We start from the raw sequence: 18,451 nt of genomic DNA, 5'->3' as shown, positions 1-18,451 counted from the left end.
GAGGGGCTCCTGGGTGGGGAGCCGTCTCCGGACGTGCGGGTACGGCCGTCCGAAGACGGCTCGAAGTGGGGATCACAACGGCCGTCACGGGGACGGCGCCCACCAGTCCAGGGCCACGCACACGCAGAACACGCGAGGCAGCCTAGCCCTCCTGCCGCGGCGGGAGCACGCAGAATTCGTTGTCCTCCGGGTCGGCCAGCACCACCCACGGCAGCTCCGGGTCGTCGGACAGCACCCGTGCGCCCAGCTCCGTCAACCGCGTCACCTCGTCGGCCTGGGACCCCTCCACCGGGACGAGGTCCAGGTGCAGCCGGTTCTTCACCACCTTGTCCTCGCCGACGGGCTGGAACACCAGTTGCCACTGGCCGTTGGATCCGATGTCGACGTACTCCGCGCCCTTGCTGTCCTGCCAGCGCTTGACCACCTCGTAGCCGAGCGCGGCCGACCAGAACCGCGCGAGCGCTTCGGTGTCGTGGCAGTCCACCGCCACGGCTAGGATCCGGCTTCGCATGGATTCCTCCCGCCCCACCGCCGAACAGCTCGCCGCCGCGGCGGGCACGAGCATCCCGGACCTGCTCGCACCCGGCCTGGACGTGCTGTTCTGCGGTATCAACCCTGGTCTGTACTCCGGTGCGACCGGTTACCACTTCGCCCGTCCCGGTAACCGCTTCTGGCCCGCCCTGCACGCGGGCGGCTTCACCCCACGCCGGTTCCACCCGAGCGAGCAGGCGGCGCTGCTCGGCCTCGGCATCGGCATCACGAACGTGGTGAACCGGGCCACGGCGCGCGCCGACGAGCTGACGCCCGACGAACTCCGGGCCGGCGGCGCCCGGCTGCGGACGACGGTCGCCCGCTACCGGCCGCGCTGGCTCGCGGTCGTCGGGATCACCGCCTATCGGACGGCGTTCGGCCACCCGAAGGCGACCTTCGGCCGGCAGCCCGGCGGGATCGGCGCCACACGGGTGTGGGTGCTGCCCAATCCCAGTGGCCTCAACGCCCACTGGACCCCCGCGACACTCGGCGAGGCGTTCGCCGAATTTCACGAGGCGGTTTACTCAGAGTAGTTCGCGACACATGCGGGTGAACCCGCGTCACGCGGACGGCCCTCCCGGGTCACACAATTGACGGGTGTCGGTCGTGGCCGGTTCCAGCAGGGAGGATCGGGTCGAGGCGCCACACTGGCCCAGGCGGAACGTTGAGGGAGCGGACCGCCCGGGCTGTGCGTGCCCCCCACGATCGGCCTTGCCGAGACGGAGTTCGTGATGACGCGCAGTAACGACCCCACCCGAGTTCCGCAAGGACCACCGTCCGGCCGGAGCGTGGGTGTCGCCGCTGTCGACCCGGTGCCGATCTACCGCGAGGGGTTGTCCGGACTGGTGCAGCGCACGCAGGGGATGCACTGGGCGGGCCAGGCCATCAACCCGCACGGGGCGCTGCAGCTGGCCGAGCAGATCCACCCCGACGTGATCCTCGTCGACTCCGGCCTCGACCCGCACGGTCACTTGAGCAGGCTGCTCATCGCCGGTGACCCGGCCCTCATCGTGATCGCCCTGGTCCGGGAGGCCAACCGGACACCCGCCTTCCTGCACGACGTCATCGCCGCCGGGGTGCACGCCGCGATCCCGCGCTCGGCCGAGCCGCGCCGGCTCATCGACGGCATCCGGCGTGCCTACCTGGACCGGCGCTACGTCGATCCCTCCCTGGCCACGCTGGTCTCGGCGGCCCGGCAGTCGGCCAGCGCCGCCGCGGTGCGCCGCGCGCAGATGCCACTGTCCCGCCGCGAGTACCAGGTGCTGCAGCTCGTGGCGGAAGGCCTGGAGAACGCCGGGATCGCCAAGATCCTCTACCTGTCGGTGGAGACCGTGCGCACGCACGTCAAAAGCATCCTCCGCAAGCTGAACGCCCGGGACCGCACGCACGCGGTCACGATCGCCTTCCGCGGCGGCATCCTCGTCGCCCAGCCCGACGACGGCCCGGACCAGCGGCTCATGCCCGGCTCGGCCGCTCCCGGGGTCGTGGAGTACCGCTCCCGGTAGCGGATTTCGTGCGTCACAACCGGCTGGATTCACTTGCCGCGGTTACCCACAGGTAATATCCTGATGTTACCGGCCAGTAGGGGACCAGCATGCGCCCAGCCGGAAACCCGATCGACAACGGAGCGACGACATGGGCCACTACAAGTCCAACGTGCGAGACCTCGAGTTCAACCTGTTCGAGGTCCTGAACGTCCAGGAGCGCCTCGGCAAGGGGGTCCTCGCGGACTCCGACGAGGAGACCGCGCGCGGCGCGCTGCACGAGCTCAACAACCTCGCCGTCGGCCCGCTGGCCGAGTCCTTCGCCGACGCCGACCGCAACCCGCCGGTCTACGACCCGAAGACGTTTTCGGCGAAGCTGCCCGAGTCGTTCAAGAAGAGCTACCAGCAGCTCTGGGACGGCGAGTGGTGGCGGCTGGGCCTGACCAACGACCTCGGTGGCCTCGGCCTGCCCCCGACCGTGCAGTGGGCCGCCGCCGAGCTGATCCTCGGCGCCAACCCGGCCCTGTTCATGTACCTGGCGGGGCCGAACTTCGCGATGATCCTCGACCGCAACGGCACCGAGGAGCAGAAGCGGTGGGCGCGGATCATGATCGAGCGCGCGTGGGGCGCCACCATGGTCCTCACCGAGCCGGACGCCGGTTCGGACGTCGGCGCGGGCCGCACCAAGGCCGTGCTGCAGGAGGACGGCAGCTGGCACCTGGACGGCGTGAAGCGGTTCATCACCTCCGCCGACCAGGACATGACCGAGAACATCATGCACCTGGTGCTGGCCCGTCCCGAGGGACCGGGCATCGAGCCGCGGCCGGGCACCAAGGGCCTGTCGCTGTTCCTCGTCCCGAAGTTCCACTTCGACACCAACACCGGTGAGCTCGGCGAGCGGAACGGCGTCTTCGTCACCAACGTCGAGCACAAGATGGGCCTGAAGGTCTCCACCACTTGCGAGCTGACCTTCGGCCAGCACGGCACCCCGGCCAAGGGCTGGCTGCTGGGCGAGGTGCACGACGGCATCGCGCAGATGTTCCAGGTCATCGAGTACGCCCGGATGATGGTCGGCACCAAGGCGATCGCCACCCTGTCCACCGGCTACCTGAACGCGCTGGAGTACGCCAAGGAACGCGTGCAGGGTGCGGACCTGACCCAGATGACCGACAAGACGGCGCCGCGGGTCACCATCACGCACCACCCGGACGTGCGCCGGTCGCTGATGCTGCAGAAGGCGTACGCGGAGGGTCTGCGGGCGGTGTACCTGTACACCGCCTCGTTCCAGGACCAGGTATGGGTTGGTGAGGCAGGCGGCGTCGACCCCGAGTCGCTCAAGCTGGCCGAGCGGGTCAACGACCTGCTGCTGCCGATCGTCAAGGGTGTCGGCTCCGAGCGCGCCACCGAGCAGCTCGTGCAGTCGCTGCAGACCCTGGGCGGCTCCGGCTTCCTGCAGGACTACCCGATCGAGCAGTACATCCGCGACTCGAAGATCGACTCGCTGTACGAGGGCACCACGGCCATCCAGTCGCAGGACTTCTTCTTCCGCAAGATCGTCCGCGACAAGGGCCAGGCGCTGGGCTACATCGCGAACGAGATCAGCCGGTTCCTGGAGAACACGGGGTCCGAGTCCGAAGCCCGGCTGAAGAACGAGCGTGAGCTGCTCAAGCGTGCCCTGGAGGACGTGCAGGGCATGCTCGGCGCGATGATCGGCTACCTGACCTCGTCGCAGGAGGACGTGCGGAACCTGTACAAGGTCGGCCAGCACACGGTGCGCTTCCTGATGTCGGCGGGTGACCTGCTGGTCGGCTGGCAGCTGCTGCGCCAGGCCGAGGTGGCGCTGGCCAAGCTGGACGGTGCCCCGGCCAAGGACCAGGCGTTCTACCAGGGCAAGATCGCGGTGGCGTCGTTCTTCGCCAAGACCGTCCTGCCCGAGCTGACCGCCCGTCGGGCGATCATCGAGGCCGCCGACAACGACCTGATGGAGCTCCCGGAAGCGGCGTTCTGACCCTCCACCGGTACCTGGCGAAGGGCCCTGCACCCGCGGGTGCAGGGCCCTTCACACGTCCAGGGAGAAATTCCGGCCGCGATGTCGAGATCCCGTGACACGCTCCGTCCCCGGAGTGAACGCGACCAGAACGGCTCGCACCACACCGAGACGAACACGGAGATCACGATGGCCAAGTACCTGTTGCTCAAGCACTACCGCGGCGCGCCGGCTGCGGTCAACGACGTGCCGATGGACCGGTGGACGCCGGCGGAGATTTCGGCGCACATGCAGTACATGCGTGAGTTCGCCGACCGGCTGGAGGCGACCGGCGAGTTCGTCGACGGGCAGGCGCTGGCGCCGGAGGGCACCTGGGTCCGCTACGACGGCGAGGGCCGCCCGCCGGTCACCGACGGCCCGTTCGCCGAGACCAAGGACCTCATCGCGGGCTGGATGGTGATCGACGTCGACGGCTACGACCGCGCCGTCGAACTGGCCGGTGAGCTGTCCGCGGCACCGGGCGCGGGCGGCAAGCCGATCCACGAATGGCTCGAACTGCGTCCCTTCCTGACCGAGCCGCCCACCATCACCGAGTGACCGCGCCGATGGCCGGGGGCGCTGCCGCGGGCGGTGCCCCCCGGTCAGGACCAGGCGGGGTAGGACGGGGCCAGCGCGGCGTAGCGCTCGGACCACGCCGGCGGTTCCACGCCGGCCAGGTGCGCGTCCAGCCGGTCGAAGAAGGCGTGCGTGCCGGGGATGAACCCGCGGGCGTCCCGGACCGACAGCCCCCGGTGGGTGAACTTGAGCAACGTCCCGGTGGGCGTCTCGGACAGCTCGTAGCGCACCACGCCGTCGGAGACGATCCGCTGGTGCCACTCGTGCTCGAAGACGTGCGGCGGGGCCCACACCCGGATCCGGCCGGCCATCCGCTTGGCGTCCGCGGCGACCGGCGGGTCCTCGGGCAGCATCTCGATGGTGCCGGCCTCGACGTCCAGCACCGTCGCGCCGAACCACGCCCGGCGCTGGTCCGGATCGGTGATCGCGGCCCACACCGCCTCGATCGGATGGGGCAGGTGGCGCTCGAAGCGGATGACCGCCTCCGCACCGTCGATGTCGATGATCCCGTGGGTCATTCCTGGTGTCCTTCCTGGTTGCGCGCCAGGTGGCGCTCGAGGGAGTCGAGGTGCCGCGCCCAGTAGCGGCGGTACCGGCCGAGCCACTTGTCGATCTCGGCCAGGCCGTCCGGGCGCAGCGCGTAGATGCGCCGCTGCCCGTCCGGGCGCACCTCGACCAGGCCGACCTCGCGCAGGATCCGCAGGTGACGCGACACCGCGGGCTGGGTCAGCCCGGGCAGCGCCGCGACCAGGTCACCGGCGGCGAGCTCGCCCTGCGCCAGGAGGTCCAGCAGGGTGCGCCGGCTGGGCTCGGCAACCGCTTCGAAGACGTCCACGCCCCCAAGTATCAGCACAACCGTATATAACTGTCAACAAATATATTGGTTTGAAAGCAGCGGGCGAAGGTACTCCCTGAGCACATCGAAGCTAAGGAGTTGCGATGACAATCGGTGGAATCATCAGCGCGATCATCGTCGGTCTCATCATCGGCGCGCTCGGTCGCCTGATCGCTCCTGGCAAGCAGGGCATTCCGATCTGGCTCACGATCATCATCGGTATCGTGGCGGCCTTCATCGGCACGGCGATCGCCCGCGGCATCGGCTACGCGGACACCAAGGGTTTCGACTGGCTCGAGCTCATCACGCAGGTGGTGATCGCCGCGATCGGCGTCTCGCTGGCGGCCGGGGTGTACGGCCGTCGCAACATCACCAGGTAACGGCACACGAGAACGTGCCCGGGAAGGTCCGCCGTTCCCGGGCACGTTTCCGTGTTCAGGATCGGAACGCCGCGCAACCGGCGGCCACGAACGACGGCTCGGGCGAGCGCCACAGCACCTCGGCCCACCGGTTGTCGGTGACCTGCTTGCCGCCGGAGCCGACGCAGGTGTAGGTGCCCCCGGTGACGAGCTGCCCGCAGGGCCGGTCCCGCTCCGGCGTGTGCACGCAGGTCGTGTAGTTCGTGCAGGTCAGCGTGTGCAGCAGGGTGGACCCGACGTCCGCGCCGGCGCGGATGTTCAGCTTGCACCCGTTCTGCGGCGAGGCGTGCACCAACACCGGCTCGGGCTCGGCGGCCACGGCAGCCGCGGGCAGCAGCACGACCGTCACGCACGCACCGGCCAGGGCCAGGAACTTCTTCACGGACATCCTCCCTCTCTCGGACAGCGGTGACGGAGAGTATCGGATCGTGCGCGTACTGGCTTCGCCGGTAGGTTCGGCCGATGGATCTCGACCACCGGGGACTCACCCGCCTGCCCGCCCTGCCGGCCGGCCTGGAGCACCTGAGCGCCTACGACAACGACCTCACCGAGCTCCCCGGCGAACTGTGGGACCTCGACCGGCTGGCCGTGCTGAACCTCGCGGCGAACCAGCTCACCTCGATCCCGCCCGACATCGCGCGGCTGACCGCGCTGCACACACTCGACCTGGGCCACAACCGGCTCACCACGTTGCCGGCCGAGCTCGGCGACCTGCCGAACCTGGCGCAATACCTCTACCTCTCCGACAACCAGCTGACCACGCTGCCGGATTCGCTCACCCGCCTCGGGCGCCTGCGGTACCTGAGCGCGACCGACAACGGCCTCACCGCCCTGCCCGAGGACCTCTCCGGTTTCCGGGAACTGCGTGAACTGCGCCTCTACCGCAACGACCTGCACGAACTGCCGGAGAGCATCGGTGACCTGGGCGCCCTGCGGGAGCTGCACCTGCGTGGCAACCACCTCACCGAGCTGCCCGCCTCGATCGGCGAACTGACCGGCCTGCGGTACCTGGACCTGCGCGAGAACGACCTGCGCACCCTGCCGGACGGGCTCGCCGCGTTGCCGCTGATCAAACTCGACCTGCGGTGGAACCGCCGGCTGACGGCGCCCGCGTGGCTGGACGACCTCGACGACTGCCTGGTGCTGCGCTAACCCGACGGCCGGTCGCCGCTCACCCCGTAGCCGCACAGCACCGCCGGTTCGGGTGCGTAGGTGACGGTGCGGGTGTCACGGCGAACCTCCGCACCGGTGGCCAGGTCGTAGACCACCCGGGTGTCACTGGCGGTGAAGCCGCGGCGTCCACTCGACGGCGTGCAGTCCGGTCCGCCGGGCTGCACCGGCGGCGACCGGAAGTCCGACCACGCCCCAGGCGTGCTCGTCACCCGGTACTGCTTGGTGCCCCAGATCTTCACCGTGACGCTCCCGCCGGACACCGACGCCTCGATCGCCACTCCGCTGCGCAGGCTGTTCGTGAACCGCAGGTCGACCGCCGAGCCGTCGGCGGCGACCGCGACCGCGTCCCGGGCGACCGGGTAGCGGTCCAGGTAGTAGCCGTGCTCGGTGTGCCCGGCATCGGTCAGTCCGGCGAGGTACGCGGCGTTGTAGAGGGTGCTGGCGAACTCGGACGAACCGCCGCCGGGCACCACCGGGCCGGAGCCGTCCTCGTTCAGCGGCGCCGGGACGTAGCCCTGCGCCGGGCTGCGGGCACCGACCCGCTCGTTGAGGCTGAACGTCTCACCGGGGCGCAGGACCGTGCCGTCCACCGAGTTCGCCATCACCTGCACGTTCGTCTCCGCGGGATCGGACAGCGCCCGGGTGGTGAACTCGCCGACGACCTCCGTGACACCCAGCGCGGTCACCTCCTCGGTGGTGGTCTGCGGGCGGCTGGTCTGGTAGCGCACCGTGAGGTCGCGGCCGTCGGGCTTGGTGAGGACGTCCATCAGCGGCTGGAAGGTCTTGTTCCAGTCCACGCTGCGCGCGTCCTCGGACGGCTGGACGGTCGGCACGCCACCGGCGAACACCAGCCGCGCGTCCTTGCCGCGCTTCTCGGTGGCGGCCAGCGGATCGTGAACCGCCTGCTGCAGCTTCACCGGGTCGGCCTCGACCTTCAGCGCACCGCCACCGGCCGGGCTGAACTTCAGCGCGGCGGCGATCTGGCTGGGTACGAGCACCGCGTCGGCGCCGTCACCGTGCAGCGTGACCGGCTCGGCGACCGCGGGCGCGACGAGCTGGTCCAGCGCCGAGTGCACGCCGGCCGAGGTGACCTGGACCGGGGTGAGCGCGACCGGCAGCCGGACGCCCCGCTTGTCCAGCCAGGTGGCCCGCAGGATGTCACCGGCGCCCTTGACGTCGGTCAGTTCCTGCCCGTCGCGCGGCTCGATCGGGTACGGCTGCACCCCGCCGTCGCTACCCGGAACCGGGACGAACCCGATGCTGCCCTCGGTGGGCGGGTGGTTGATCCGCTCCGCGGCCAGCCGCGCGATCGACTGGTGCAGCCGGTCGGGGTCGGTCGAGGTGACGACACCGACCTCGCGCGTGCGGAAGAAGGACAGGATGCGATCGAGCGGGTCGAGCGGCTGGTGCCCGGCCTGCGCGACGGTGGAGGACCAGTCCACGGACAACCCGGACCGGGTGGGGTCGAGCGTGGTGCGGACGTCCCCGGCCTCGACCGGGACCGGCGCGTCGAGGCGCGGTCCCAGGTCCTGGCGCAGTTTCGCCTCGGCGTCACCGCGGCTCATCCCGCCGACCGCGACCCCGGCGACCGTGACGCCGCGCGGGACCTCACCGGCGCTGAGGAGCAGGTCCGTGCCGTAGAGGACGACCCCTGCACACAGCAGGCAGCCGGCGACCATCAGCGTCCGGGCGAGGAAGCGCTTGGCGGGGGACGGCGGAGACTGCACCGGCACGTCGCCGACCTCGAGGAGCTCGCCGGCCAGCGCGTCCTCGGTCGCGTCGAGTGTCTCGTCCAGCAGGAACTCGGCGGGCGGACGCGCGCCGACGGCGCTGGTCTCGGCGGTTTCGGTGGTCGGGGCGGAATCGGGGTCCCGCTCCGGCCAGTACCGGTCCTCCCGGTGCACGCTTCCTCCCGGACGCGCTACAAGTACAGACCCGTCCCGTGCTCCGTACGCTCGGTGGCCACGGCGTGGATGTCGCGCTCCCGCATCACCAGGTACGCCTCGCCCTGGACCTCCACCTCGAGCTGGTCCTCGGGGTTGAACAGCACACGGTCGCCGATCTTCACGTTACGTACATTACTGCCTACACCGAGTACGTTGCCCCATGCGAGACGGCGTGCCACCTGGGCAGTCGCCGGAATCACGATGCCGCCACTGCTGCGGCGCTCACCCTCCTCCGCGGAGACCCGGACGAGGACGCGGTCGTGCAGCATCTGGATTTCCAGTTTCGCCGCGTCGTCCGGCAGCTTCTTGGGTTCCGACACGCCGGTAATGCTACGTGTCGCCAGCGCGCCGCGGAGACCAGCGGTTGCCGGCTCACGCCCCCGCGAGGATCAGCTGGAGGCGGTCCGGGCCGTCGGGCGTGATCCGGACGGGCACGCCCCAGTCCTGGCGGGTCACCCGGCAGACCGGGTGCTCGGCGTCCACGTCGCAGCTCGCGGCCTGGGCCACGACCTGCAGCACGCCCTCGGTGTGCCCCTCGGCGATCTTCAGCGTCCGGGTCAGCCCGGTGCCGGTGCCCTCGCCCTCGGCCAGCAGCTCCGGCGGCGCGGCGGTCACCTGGAGCCGGGTGGACGGGCCGAACCGGTCGTCCAGCTTCTCGCCCGGCGGCGGCGTGAAGACGACGGAGAACTCGATCGCGCCCGGCGCCAGCTCGGTCGGCGGCCGGCGCACGGCCAGCGCGTCCCCGGTCACCTGCTGAGCCGCCTCGGCGGACGCGGGCAGGGCGGTCAGGCGGTGGCCGGCCGATTCGACCACCAGCAGCGCCTCGTCGGTGACGAGCAGGCCGGAGGGTTCGGCGAGCCCGTCCGCGATCGTCGCGACCCTGCCGGTCGCCGGGTCGTAGCGCCGGACAGCGCCGTTGTAGGTGTCGGCGATCGCGATCGTGCCGTCGGCCAGGACCGCGACACCCAGCGGGTGTTGCAGCAACGCGTCCGCGGCGGCACCGTCGCGGTGCCCGAACGAGAACAGGTCGGTGCCGACCGCCGTGTGCACGGTCAAGCCGTCACCCGTCTCCAGGTAACGCAGCGCGGACGTCTCGGCGTCGGCCAGCCACAGCCGCTCACCCTGGACGGCCAGGCCGGAGGTCTGCGCGAAGAACGCCTCGGCGGCCCCGCCGTCGCGCAGGCCCTCCACGGTGGTCCCGGCGAAGCGGGAGATCCGGCCGGTGCGCGGGTCGAACAGGCCGAGCGTGTGGTTGCCGGCCATCGCGACGACCGCGCCGTCCGCGGCCGGCCACCAGACGACGTCCCACGGGCTGGTCAGGTCGATCGACAGCGCGTCGCCGTCGGTCTCGCCGTCGCGCCACTGGTTCCCGGTACCGGCCACGGTGGTGACCTCGCCGGTGACCAGGTCGACGCCACGCAGCAGGTGGTTGGCCGTATCGGCGACGAGCAGGTGGTACCCGGCCTGCTCGGCCACCTCGGCGGGCAGCAGCGCCAGCCCGGACGGTTCGGCGAAGCTCGCGACGTCGAAGGCGCCGTCGGCGCGGCCACGGGCGCCGCTGCCGAAGCGGCGGATCAGGGTCTCGCCGTCGGAGGCGAACTCGGCGATCGAGTGGTGCCCGGTGTCGGCGACCAGGATGCGGCCCGCCGCGGTGGCCACGGCCTTGGCGGGGAAGCGCAGGTCGGCGGGCTGTTCCTCGGCCGGCACGTACGGGTTGCCGCCGCGGCGCAGCGTGCCCTGCGCGTCGTGGGTCTCGACCAGTTCCGCGATCACCCGGCGCAACGCCTCGGCGTGCCCCTCGCCGGCCGCGGTGTGCACCACGTAGCCCTTCGGGTCGACGATCACCAGCGTCGGCCACGCCTTCACCGCGTACTGCGACCAGGTGGTCATCTCCGGGTCGTTGAGGACCGGGTGGTGCACCTCGTAGCGGCGCACGGCGGCCTCGATCGCCGCGGCCTCGCCCTCGTGCACGAACTTCGGCGAGTGCACGCCGATCGTGACCAGCACGTCGGCGAACTCCTCCTCCAGCGGACGCAGCTCGTCCAGCACGTGCAGGCAGTTGATGCAGCCCGACGTCCAGAAGTCGAGCAGCACGATCTTCCCGCGCAGCTGCGCCAGGGTGAGGCGCTCACCGCCGGTGTTCAGCCACAGGTCCCCGGCGAGTTCGGGCGCACGCACGCGCGCCTGGCGATGCTCTGGTGCCACGCAACTCCTCAACCTCCGACCGGAATGTCCTTGTTCCCCCGGCTCGCGATGTGGAATGTCACAACGCCGGCTCGCGGTAGGGGTCGTGCTCGGCGAGGAGCTTCTCCAGCCGGGCCTGGTCGACCCGGCTCATCAGGGCCGTGCTCTCCTGCCGGTCGCGCACGACCTTGGCCAGCGTGAAGGCCGAGGTGATCGCGTACAGCACGGCGATCGCGAGGAAGGCCCGCACCCAGCCGTCGACCGGCAGGTAGGCCACCCCGACCGCGACCGCGGCGAGCGAGATGCCGAACGAGGTCGCCGACTGCGCGAAGAACGCACCGGTGGCCGGTGCGGCGGTGGGTTTCGTCATGGCACCACGGTCGCGCGTGAGCCGGCCGATGTCTTGAGTGCTTCTACTCAAACCGCTCCAGGGCGGTGGCGATCACGGCGGGATCGGTCAGCGGGGCGAGGTGGTGGGAGTCGAGACGCTCGACCGGCCAGCCGAGCTCCGCTGCCCGGGCCGCCTCCTCCTCGTAGGCGCCGCTGAGCTGGAGGTAGGCACTGGGCGGGACGTCGGCGTCGGGCACGGGTTCGGCGAAGTAGGACAGCGGCACGCGGGGCAGCTCGGCCAGGAACTCCTCGCGGATGTGCTGGTCGGGCAGCAGATCTTCGATGGTGCCGGGCGGGAACCACCGGTTCCACGGGGGCAGCCGGTCGTCGTCGGCGAGCTCCCGCAAACGCTTGCGCAGCTCCGGCGACGCCGTGTCGAACCAGCTGCGGCCGGGATGCGGAAGCAGGGCGTCGACGAAGACGGCACGCGGGACGGGGATCCGCGCCGCGATGCCGGGCACCAGCGCGCCGGCACCGCTGTGCACGACGAGCACGCCGGGCTCGGTGACGGCACCGGCGAGCTTCGGGTAGTACGGCCCGTCGCCGCCGAGGGCGCCGAGCAGCGACGGGACGGCGACCCGGTGGCCGCGGGCACGCAACTCGCCGGCGACGCGCTGCCAGGTGGCCGGCCCGACGAGCGGGCTGTGCACGAGCACGAAGTCGATCATGAAGACCTCCGGGCGGTCCGGTCACTAGCATGGCGGCGAGGGTCGGGAGGGACTTCGCATGGACGAGGCGGTGCGCGCGGTGGCGGACAGTCTGGACCGGCCGTCCGCGGCACGGGTGTACGACTACTTCCTCGGGGGCACGAACCACTACGCGATCGACCGCGAGTTCGCGCAGAAGATCCAGCGCACGCTACCCCTGATCGGCGAGTACATGAAAACGAGCCGGCAGTTCCTCGGCCGGGCCGTCCGGGAGTCCGTACGGCTGGGTGTGCGGCAGTTCGTCGACATCGGATCGGGCTTGCCCACGGCGGGCAACGTCCACGACGTCGCCGACGAGACACGCCCGCAGCGCGACACGCGGGTCGTGTACGTGGACAACGAACCGGTCGCGCTCGCGCACTCGCAACTGCTGCTGGCCGACAACGCCGATCCCGCCCGGCACGCGGCGATCGCGGCGGATTTCCTCCAGACACCGGACCTGTGGGCACGCGTACTGGACACCGGCCTGATCGACGCCCGGCAGCCGGTCGCGCTGGTGATCAACGCGGTACTGCACTTCGTCAAGGACGCGGACGACCCGGACAGCAGGGTCGCCTGCCTCCGCGAGCGCCTCGCGCCGGGATCGCTGCTGGTCCTGTCGCAGATGACGAACGAGAACCCGCGCGGCGACGAGGAGCGGCAGGCGCTGGCCGACCTGGTCGGCTACTACGAGACCACCACGAACCCCGGCCAGCTGCGCACGGTCGCCGAGTTCGCGCGGTTCTTCGGCGACTGGGAGCTGCTCGAACCCGGCCTGGTGTACGCACCGGCGTGGCACCCGGACCGGGACACGTTGTTTCGGCGGGTGCCGTCGGAGTCCCGCGTGATCGGTGGCGTCGCCCGCAAGCCCTGAGCCGAACGCGGCCCGGGAGAAATCGGGCGGCCGCGCACGTTGACCCGGTATGGCTGTCGTGTTGCTGTTGTACATCGTCGCCGAGGTGGCCGCCGTCTGGGCGGTCAGCTCGCTGATCGGCGTCCTGGGCACCCTCGGGTTGCTCGTGGTCGGCGCGTTCCTCGGTTCGTGGCTGGCCCGCCGGGAGGGCGCGCGCGCCGCCCAGGCGTTCCTCGCCACCGCGCGTTCGGGCCGGTCGCCGCACGCCGAGATCACCGACGGCATGCTCGTCGCGTTCGGCGGGCTGCTCATCATGATCCCGGGGTTCCTGTCCGACCTCGCCGGGCTGGCGCTGCTGCTCCCACCGACGCGTGGCATCGTGCGGCGGGCGTGGCTGCGGCGCGCGGAACGGCGGATGCCGAACCGGCTCATCGTGGTCGACAGCGAGGTGGTCGACAACGAGACCCCGCACCGCCCCATCATCGAGGGCTGACGCCGCGCTACCCGACCCGGGGAATGTCGAAGTAACCCGACAGCCGCACCGCCGGCGCGTACTCGCCCTTCACCTTGACCTTCCCGGTCACGAACATCGCCGCCACTGCCGCGTTCCCGGTCGCCACCCGGAAGAAGTCGTCCGGCGCGATCGTGATCGTGGTGTCCGGGTCGCGTCCCAGTTCGCGGCCGGACACACAGCGACCGTCCTCGATCACGGTCTGGAACCGGTCGTAGCCACCGATTCCGGAGCCGCCCGGGAACCGCCAGCACACCACCAGACTCGAGTACCGCGCCTTCTCCGCGAGGAAGTGGTCCGACATCCGGCGGAAGATCTCCTCGAGGAACACCGTCCGCAGCTCGGGGTGCTCGGCGATGGCTCGCAACTGCTCCTTCGACGCACGCCGCACCAGGTCGGCCAGTGTCTCCGTGGACAACCCGCTCAGGTGCACACCCGCCTCGGCGGTGCCCAGCATGTGCAGGGTTTCGAGCAACTGGATGAACTGCTCCGCGGACAGCTTGCTCAGATCGAGCTCACGCGCGAACGCGTCGACCACTGTGCCGGACACAGGCGGAGAGTCTACCGGCGACCGGGCGAAGAGGTAGCGTTTCGACGTGAAGGAGGTCGGCGTGACGGAAGACGTGAAGGCCCCGCGATCGCGGCGGTTGCCCAGACCGGTGCGGGAACGGCAGATCCTGGACGCCGCGGTGGAGGTGTTCTCCCGCCACGGTTACCACTCCGCGTCGATGGACGAGATCTCCGAGGTCGCCGGTGTCTCCAAGCCGATGATCTACTCCTACCTCGGCGCCAAGGAGGACCTGTTCGCGAAGTGCATCCGCCGCGAGGCGGGCCGTCTGCTGGAGGCGGTGCGCGACGGTCTGCGCTCGGAACTGCCGCCGGACATGCAGCTGTGGCACGGGCTGCGCTCGTTCTACCGGTTCGTCGCCGAGTACCGCGATTCCTGGACGGTGCTGCACCGCCAGGCGCTGACCGTCGGCGGACGGTTCGCCGACGAGATCACGATGTTGCGTTCCCGGGCCATCGAAGTGGTCACCGCGCTGGTGGTCACCGCGGGCATGAAGAAGGGCCTGGGGGACCGGGCCGAGTTTTCCGGCCCGGCCCTCGCGGTGGCGCTGGTGGGTGCCGCCGAGTCGCTGGCGGACTGGTGGCTCGACCACTCCGAGGTGTCCGACGGAGTGCTCGCGTCGTGGCTGATGAACCTGGTGTGGCTGGGGTTCAACGACCTCATCGAGGGCGCGGTGTGGCGTCCGGAGGAGTGATCGTCCCCTCCAGGTGCGGCTTCGGTTTCCGCGCCGCCCACAGCTCGACGGCCCATCCGTCGCCCGCCCGCCATGAGGTGAAGGCGACCTTCGCGGGCAGCAGCACGGGCAGCTTGAACTTCACGTCCACCGTGTACGCCCCGGGCAGCCTGCCCTCGAACGCGGCCAGCACGCGTGCCTTGGTCCACATGCCGTGCGCGATCGCGGACGGGAAGCCGAACAGCTTCGCCGTCAACGGGTGCAGGTGGATCGGGTTGCGGTCGCCGGACACCTCGGCGTAGCGCCGGCCGATGTCGCCGGGCACGTGCCAGATCGCCGTCGGCGACGGCGGTGCCAGCTGCTCGCGCGTGCCGCCGCCCGCGCCCCCACCGCGCCGCAGATAGGTGCTCACCTCTGTCCAAATCGGACCTTCGGTGGTGGTGAACTCGCTGATCACATCGAACTGGCGGCCCTTCTCGTGCGGCCGCAGGTTCTCCGCGCGCACCCGCATGGTGCCGGTGTCGGACAGGCGCACCGGTCGCCGCTGCGTGATCCGGTTCGCGACGTGCACCATTCCCAGCAACGGGAACGGGAAGTCCGGCTGCGTCATCAGCGCCATCTGCAATCCGAACGCGTGCACGTGCGGGTACGTCGCGGGCAGCTCGTCGCTCAGCCGGAACCCGCAGACCCGGTTGTAGGCCACGACGTGCGCGGGGTCGAACCCGATGCCCGCACGCAGGTACTCGGTGTCCGGCAGGCTGTCCCCACCGCCGCGGGTCAGCAGTGCCTTGGCGTACAACGGTGCCAGCTTCGGCGCCTCACGGATCTCCTTGACCGTCATCACGCCCCCAGCAATGCCTGACCGCACACGCGGACCACGTTGCCGTTCACCGCGGCCGACGCGGGGTTGGCGTACCACGCGATCGTCTCGGCGACGTCCACCGGCAACCCGCCCTGGCCGAGGCTGGACAGCCGCCGCCCCGCCTCGCGGATGAACAGCGGCACCGCCGCGGTCATCTGCGTCTCGATGAACCCGGGCGCGACCGCGTTGATGGTGGCGCCGTACTCGGCGAGCTTCGGCGCGCCGTCGGTCACCATCCCGATCACGCCGGCCTTGCTGGTCCCGTAGTTGGTCTGGCCCACGTTGCCGGCGATGCCGGCGATCGAGGAGACCCCGATGATGCGGCCGTTGTCCCGCAGCACCTTTTCCGCGATGAGCTTGTCGTTGACCGCGAGTTGCGCGACCAGGTTCACGGTGAGCACCGCGTCCCACGCGTCCTCGGTGAGGTTGCCGAGCGTCTTGTCCCGGGTGATGCCCGCGTTGTGCACGACGACGTCGACCCCGCCGTGCCGCTCCGCGAGGTATGCGGCCAGCTTGTCCGGCGCGTCCGCCGCGGTGATGTCCAGTTGCAGCGCGGAACCGCCGATCTTGTTGGCGACCGCGGACAGGTCGCCGCCCTGCGCCGGGATGTCCAGGCCGACGACGTGCGCGCCGTCGCGGGCGAGGACCTCGGCGATCGCCGCGCCGATGCCCCGCGAGGCGCCGGTGACGAGGGCGACCTTGCCGTCCAGGGGCTTGTCCCAGTTCTCGATCGCGGGCACGGCCGGGGTGCCGGTGGCACCGACGCGGATCACCTGGCCGTCGACGAACGCCGACTTGGCGGACAGCAGGAACCGCAGCGTCGATTCCACGGCCTCCTCGGCGCCGGCCGCGACGTACACCAGCTGGGCGGTCGCGCCGCGCTTGAGCTCCTTGCCGACCGACCGGGTGAACCCTTCGAGCGCGCGCTGGGCGATCCGCTCCCGGCCGTCGGCCAGCTCGGGCGGGCTGCCCAGCACGACGACGCGGCCGCCGGAGGCGACGCGGCGGATCACCGGGTGGAAGAACAGGTACATCTCACGCAGCTGGGCGGGGTCGGTGATGCCGGTGGCGTCGAACACCAGGGCGCCGTAGCGTTCGTCGCCGCCAGCCGGCCCGGTCAGCACGGTGATCCCGGCGGCCGTGAGCTGGGTCGTCACGGCCTTGCCGAGTCGCCCGCCGGGCGCGGCGCCGACAAGTGCGGGACCATCGAGCGGGGGCTGGCCGGGGCGGTACCGGCGCAGCACCGGCGGGTTGGGCAGCCCGAGCCTGGGCACCACGAACTTCCCGATCGGCGTCCTGGTGAACTGCTGATACCGGTCGGCCATCACGTGCCTCCTCACCGAGCTTACCTACTCGCCAGTAGGTTACACTGTCATCCTAGGCTCGCCACCCCAGTGGGAGGAAAGGTCATGGACGTCCGTCGCGTCGCCATCGTCGGCGGCAACCGCATCCCGTTCGCGCGCTCGAACGGCCGCTACGCCAGTGCGTCCAACCAGGACATGCTCACCGCCGCACTGGACGGCCTGGTGAGCCGCTTCGCCCTGCAGGGCGAGCGCATCGGCGAGGTCGCCGCCGGTGCGGTGCTCAAGCACGCCAGGGACTTCAACCTCGCCCGGGAGAGCGTGCTGGGCAGCAAGCTCTCGCCGGAGACGCCGGCCGCGGACGTCCAGATGGCGTGCGGCACCGGCCTGCAGGCGATCGTCAACGTCGCCAACAAGATCGCGCTCCGGCAGATCGACTCGGCGATCGCCGGAGGCGTGGACACCACCTCCGACGCCCCGCTCGCGGTCAACGACGACCTGCGCCGCATCCTCGTGCGGCTCAACGCGGCGAAGACCGTGGGTCAGCGGCTCAAGCTGCTGACGAAGCTGCGGCCGGGCCAGATCGTGCCGGAAATCCCGCGCAACGCCGAGCCGCGCACCGGCCTGTCCATGGGCGAGCACGCGGCGCTGACCGCCCGGGAATGGGAGATCTCCCGCGAGGAGCAGGACGTCCTCGCCGCGACCAGCCACCAGCGGCTCGCCGCGGCCTACGAGCGCGGGTTCTTCGACGACCTGGTCACGCCGTACCTCGGCCTGACCCGCGACCAGAACCTGCGGCCGGACTCGACCGCGGAGAAGCTCGCCGAGCTCAAGCCCGTGTTCGGCGGCCCGGACGGCACGATGACCGCGGGCAACTCGACCCCGCTGACCGACGGCGCGTCGACGGTCCTGCTCGCGAGCGAGGAGTGGGCCGCCGAACGGAACCTGCCGGTGCTGGCCCACCTGACGTACGCGCAGACCGCGGCCGTGGACTACGTGCACGGCGGTGAGGGCCTGCTGATGGCCCCCGCCTACGCGGTGCCGCGGATGCTCGCGAAGGCGGGCCTGACCCTGCAGGACTTCGACTTCTACGAAATCCACGAGGCGTTCGCCTCCCAGGTGCTGGCGACGCTCAAGGCGTGGGAGAGCCCGGCGTTCGCCAAGGAGAAGCTGGGGCTCGACCAGCCCCCCGGCCCGATCGACCGGTCGAAGCTCAACGTCAACGGCTCGTCGCTGGCCGCGGGGCACCCGTTCGCCGCGACCGGTGGCCGGATCGTGGCGACCCTGGCGAAGCTGCTGCACGAGAAGGGCTCGGGCCGCGGCCTGATCTCCATCTGCGCCGCCGGCGGGCAGGGCATCACGGCGATCCTGGAGAAGTGAGCCCGGGCCGCGCCACGGTGCGCTCGCCCGCGACGCCGGGGATGACGGCGCCC

22 protein-coding genes are annotated in these 18,451 nt (G+C 71.0%); 10 read left to right on the top strand and 12 right to left on the bottom strand.

What is annotated here, in order from left to right:
* Positions 1-142: 142 nt before the first annotated feature.
* Complete coding sequence (locus FHX45_RS16555) at positions 143-511, bottom strand: VOC family protein (RefSeq protein ID WP_167102382.1); 369 nt, start codon at positions 509-511, stop codon at positions 143-145.
* Between FHX45_RS16555 and mug the strand changes: the two genes are divergently transcribed.
* The 4 genes from mug to FHX45_RS16535 all read left to right on the top strand — a co-directional run bounded on the left by mug (position 510) and on the right by FHX45_RS16535 (position 4,599).
* Positions 510-1,064 carry a G/U mismatch-specific DNA glycosylase gene (gene mug, locus FHX45_RS16550; protein ID WP_167102379.1) on the top strand — a complete coding sequence of 185 codons (555 nt, stop codon included), beginning with the start codon at positions 510-512 and terminating at the stop codon, positions 1,062-1,064. The genes FHX45_RS16555 and mug overlap by 2 nt on opposite strands.
* Positions 1,065-1,262: 198 nt before the next feature.
* Positions 1,263-2,036: a response regulator transcription factor gene (locus tag FHX45_RS16545; RefSeq protein WP_167102376.1), complete on the top strand. Its 774-nt coding sequence runs from the start codon at positions 1,263-1,265 to the stop codon at positions 2,034-2,036.
* A 130-nt stretch (positions 2,037-2,166) separates the two neighbouring features.
* Positions 2,167-4,023 carry an acyl-CoA dehydrogenase gene (locus FHX45_RS16540; RefSeq protein ID WP_167102373.1) on the top strand — a complete coding sequence of 619 codons (1,857 nt, stop codon included), beginning with the start codon at positions 2,167-2,169 and terminating at the stop codon, positions 4,021-4,023.
* Positions 4,024-4,191: 168 nt separating this feature from the next.
* Positions 4,192-4,599, top strand: coding sequence for a YciI family protein (locus FHX45_RS16535; protein ID WP_167109074.1), 408 nt, complete (start codon positions 4,192-4,194; stop codon positions 4,597-4,599).
* A 44-nt stretch (positions 4,600-4,643) separates the two neighbouring features.
* Here FHX45_RS16535 and FHX45_RS16530 read toward each other — a convergent pair whose 3' ends face one another.
* Together FHX45_RS16530 and FHX45_RS16525 are read right to left on the bottom strand one after the other, a co-directional pair.
* Entirely contained in the window at positions 4,644-5,135 is a 492-nt protein-coding gene (locus FHX45_RS16530; protein WP_167102371.1) for an SRPBCC family protein, read from the bottom strand.
* The gene (locus tag FHX45_RS16525; protein ID WP_167102367.1) at positions 5,132-5,452 is read right to left on the bottom strand and encodes a metalloregulator ArsR/SmtB family transcription factor; all 321 of its coding nucleotides are present in this window, start codon (positions 5,450-5,452) and stop codon (positions 5,132-5,134) included. Before FHX45_RS16525 ends, FHX45_RS16530 begins: the two co-directional genes overlap by 4 nt.
* Before the next feature lie 104 nt (positions 5,453-5,556).
* On the opposite strand from FHX45_RS16525, the gene FHX45_RS16520 reads away from it, so the two are divergent.
* Complete coding sequence (locus FHX45_RS16520; protein WP_167102364.1) at positions 5,557-5,832, top strand: GlsB/YeaQ/YmgE family stress response membrane protein; 276 nt, start codon at positions 5,557-5,559, stop codon at positions 5,830-5,832.
* Between the two features lie 55 nt (positions 5,833-5,887).
* Here the strand turns inward: FHX45_RS16520 and FHX45_RS16515 are convergent, their stop codons facing one another.
* Positions 5,888-6,259 carry a hypothetical protein gene (locus tag FHX45_RS16515; RefSeq protein ID WP_208405954.1) on the bottom strand — a complete coding sequence of 124 codons (372 nt, stop codon included), beginning with the start codon at positions 6,257-6,259 and terminating at the stop codon, positions 5,888-5,890.
* Between the two features lie 74 nt (positions 6,260-6,333).
* On the opposite strand from FHX45_RS16515, the gene FHX45_RS16510 reads away from it, so the two are divergent.
* Positions 6,334-7,023, top strand: a complete 690-nt coding sequence (locus tag FHX45_RS16510; RefSeq protein WP_167102361.1) for a leucine-rich repeat domain-containing protein — start codon at positions 6,334-6,336, stop codon at positions 7,021-7,023.
* Here FHX45_RS16510 and FHX45_RS16505 read toward each other — a convergent pair.
* From FHX45_RS16505 to FHX45_RS16485, 5 genes are all read right to left on the bottom strand, one after another.
* Positions 7,020-8,948 carry a VanW family protein gene (locus tag FHX45_RS16505; RefSeq protein WP_167102358.1) on the bottom strand — a complete coding sequence of 643 codons (1,929 nt, stop codon included), beginning with the start codon at positions 8,946-8,948 and terminating at the stop codon, positions 7,020-7,022. The genes FHX45_RS16510 and FHX45_RS16505 overlap by 4 nt on opposite strands.
* A gap of 17 nt (positions 8,949-8,965) precedes the next feature.
* Positions 8,966-9,319 (bottom strand): GroES family chaperonin, encoded by a 354-nt coding sequence (locus tag FHX45_RS16500; protein WP_424923837.1) that lies wholly within the window; start codon positions 9,317-9,319, stop codon positions 8,966-8,968.
* A 43-nt stretch (positions 9,320-9,362) separates the two neighbouring features.
* Entirely contained in the window at positions 9,363-11,168 is a 1,806-nt protein-coding gene (locus FHX45_RS16495) for a thioredoxin-like domain-containing protein (protein ID WP_167109068.1), read from the bottom strand.
* 85 nt (positions 11,169-11,253) lie between these two features.
* Positions 11,254-11,544: a YiaA/YiaB family inner membrane protein gene (locus FHX45_RS16490; RefSeq protein ID WP_167102355.1), complete on the bottom strand. Its 291-nt coding sequence runs from the start codon at positions 11,542-11,544 to the stop codon at positions 11,254-11,256.
* Between the two features lie 43 nt (positions 11,545-11,587).
* On the bottom strand, positions 11,588-12,232 hold the full coding sequence (locus FHX45_RS16485) for an alpha/beta hydrolase (protein WP_167102352.1): 645 nt from the start codon (positions 12,230-12,232) through the stop codon (positions 11,588-11,590).
* A gap of 58 nt (positions 12,233-12,290) precedes the next feature.
* Here FHX45_RS16485 and FHX45_RS16480 point away from each other — a divergent pair, with 58 nt between their 5' ends.
* Both FHX45_RS16480 and FHX45_RS16475 read left to right on the top strand, forming a co-directional pair.
* The gene (locus tag FHX45_RS16480) at positions 12,291-13,124 is read left to right on the top strand and encodes an SAM-dependent methyltransferase (RefSeq protein ID WP_167102349.1); all 834 of its coding nucleotides are present in this window, start codon (positions 12,291-12,293) and stop codon (positions 13,122-13,124) included.
* Between the two features lie 49 nt (positions 13,125-13,173).
* On the top strand, positions 13,174-13,596 hold the full coding sequence (locus tag FHX45_RS16475; RefSeq protein ID WP_167102346.1) for an FxsA family protein: 423 nt from the start codon (positions 13,174-13,176) through the stop codon (positions 13,594-13,596).
* A 7-nt stretch (positions 13,597-13,603) separates the two neighbouring features.
* Here FHX45_RS16475 and FHX45_RS16470 read toward each other — a convergent pair whose 3' ends face one another.
* Positions 13,604-14,164 carry an SCP2 sterol-binding domain-containing protein gene (locus FHX45_RS16470; protein WP_341771491.1) on the bottom strand — a complete coding sequence of 187 codons (561 nt, stop codon included), beginning with the start codon at positions 14,162-14,164 and terminating at the stop codon, positions 13,604-13,606.
* A gap of 46 nt (positions 14,165-14,210) precedes the next feature.
* On the opposite strand from FHX45_RS16470, the gene FHX45_RS16465 reads away from it, so the two are divergent.
* Positions 14,211-14,876: a TetR/AcrR family transcriptional regulator gene (locus tag FHX45_RS16465; protein ID WP_424923809.1), complete on the top strand. Its 666-nt coding sequence runs from the start codon at positions 14,211-14,213 to the stop codon at positions 14,874-14,876.
* On the opposite strand, the gene FHX45_RS16460 is transcribed toward FHX45_RS16465, so the two are convergent.
* Positions 14,842-15,696 carry a MaoC family dehydratase gene (locus FHX45_RS16460; RefSeq protein ID WP_167102340.1) on the bottom strand — a complete coding sequence of 285 codons (855 nt, stop codon included), beginning with the start codon at positions 15,694-15,696 and terminating at the stop codon, positions 14,842-14,844. The genes FHX45_RS16465 and FHX45_RS16460 overlap by 35 nt on opposite strands.
* Positions 15,696-17,042: a 3-oxoacyl-ACP reductase gene (locus FHX45_RS16455; protein WP_167102337.1), complete on the bottom strand. Its 1,347-nt coding sequence runs from the start codon at positions 17,040-17,042 to the stop codon at positions 15,696-15,698. The genes FHX45_RS16460 and FHX45_RS16455 overlap by 1 nt, the downstream gene beginning before the upstream one ends.
* Positions 17,043-17,126: 84 nt before the next feature.
* Here FHX45_RS16455 and FHX45_RS16450 point away from each other — a divergent pair, with 84 nt between their 5' ends.
* Entirely contained in the window at positions 17,127-18,398 is a 1,272-nt protein-coding gene (locus FHX45_RS16450) for an acetyl-CoA C-acetyltransferase (RefSeq protein ID WP_167102334.1), read from the top strand.
* The last annotated feature ends 53 nt before the right edge of the window (positions 18,399-18,451 follow it).

The sequence above is a fragment of the Amycolatopsis granulosa genome (assembly GCF_011758745.1).
Classification (GTDB): Bacteria; Actinomycetota; Actinomycetes; order Mycobacteriales; family Pseudonocardiaceae; genus Amycolatopsis_E; species Amycolatopsis_E granulosa.
Note: the sequence above shows the minus strand (reverse complement) of the source record. Positions and strands in the feature narration are given on the sequence as shown.

Coding starts and splice junctions, on each gene's coding strand:
- mug (WP_167102379.1), top strand. CDS start 510: ATGGATTCCTCCCGCCCCACCGCCGAACAGCTCGCCGCCGCGGCGGGC.
- FHX45_RS16515 (WP_208405954.1), bottom strand. CDS start 6,259: ATGTCCGTGAAGAAGTTCCTGGCCCTGGCCGGTGCGTGCGTGACGGTC.
- FHX45_RS16555 (WP_167102382.1), bottom strand. CDS start 511: ATGCGAAGCCGGATCCTAGCCGTGGCGGTGGACTGCCACGACACCGAA.
- FHX45_RS16530 (WP_167102371.1), bottom strand. CDS start 5,135: ATGACCCACGGGATCATCGACATCGACGGTGCGGAGGCGGTCATCCGC.
- FHX45_RS16450 (WP_167102334.1), top strand. CDS start 17,127: ATGGACGTCCGTCGCGTCGCCATCGTCGGCGGCAACCGCATCCCGTTC.
- FHX45_RS16535 (WP_167109074.1), top strand. CDS start 4,192: ATGGCCAAGTACCTGTTGCTCAAGCACTACCGCGGCGCGCCGGCTGCG.
- FHX45_RS16490 (WP_167102355.1), bottom strand. CDS start 11,544: ATGACGAAACCCACCGCCGCACCGGCCACCGGTGCGTTCTTCGCGCAG.
- FHX45_RS16475 (WP_167102346.1), top strand. CDS start 13,174: ATGGCTGTCGTGTTGCTGTTGTACATCGTCGCCGAGGTGGCCGCCGTC.
- FHX45_RS16485 (WP_167102352.1), bottom strand. CDS start 12,232: ATGATCGACTTCGTGCTCGTGCACAGCCCGCTCGTCGGGCCGGCCACC.
- FHX45_RS16480 (WP_167102349.1), top strand. CDS start 12,291: ATGGACGAGGCGGTGCGCGCGGTGGCGGACAGTCTGGACCGGCCGTCC.
- FHX45_RS16545 (WP_167102376.1), top strand. CDS start 1,263: ATGACGCGCAGTAACGACCCCACCCGAGTTCCGCAAGGACCACCGTCC.
- FHX45_RS16540 (WP_167102373.1), top strand. CDS start 2,167: ATGGGCCACTACAAGTCCAACGTGCGAGACCTCGAGTTCAACCTGTTC.
- FHX45_RS16460 (WP_167102340.1), bottom strand. CDS start 15,696: ATGACGGTCAAGGAGATCCGTGAGGCGCCGAAGCTGGCACCGTTGTAC.
- FHX45_RS16510 (WP_167102361.1), top strand. CDS start 6,334: ATGGATCTCGACCACCGGGGACTCACCCGCCTGCCCGCCCTGCCGGCC.
- FHX45_RS16455 (WP_167102337.1), bottom strand. CDS start 17,042: ATGGCCGACCGGTATCAGCAGTTCACCAGGACGCCGATCGGGAAGTTC.
- FHX45_RS16520 (WP_167102364.1), top strand. CDS start 5,557: ATGACAATCGGTGGAATCATCAGCGCGATCATCGTCGGTCTCATCATC.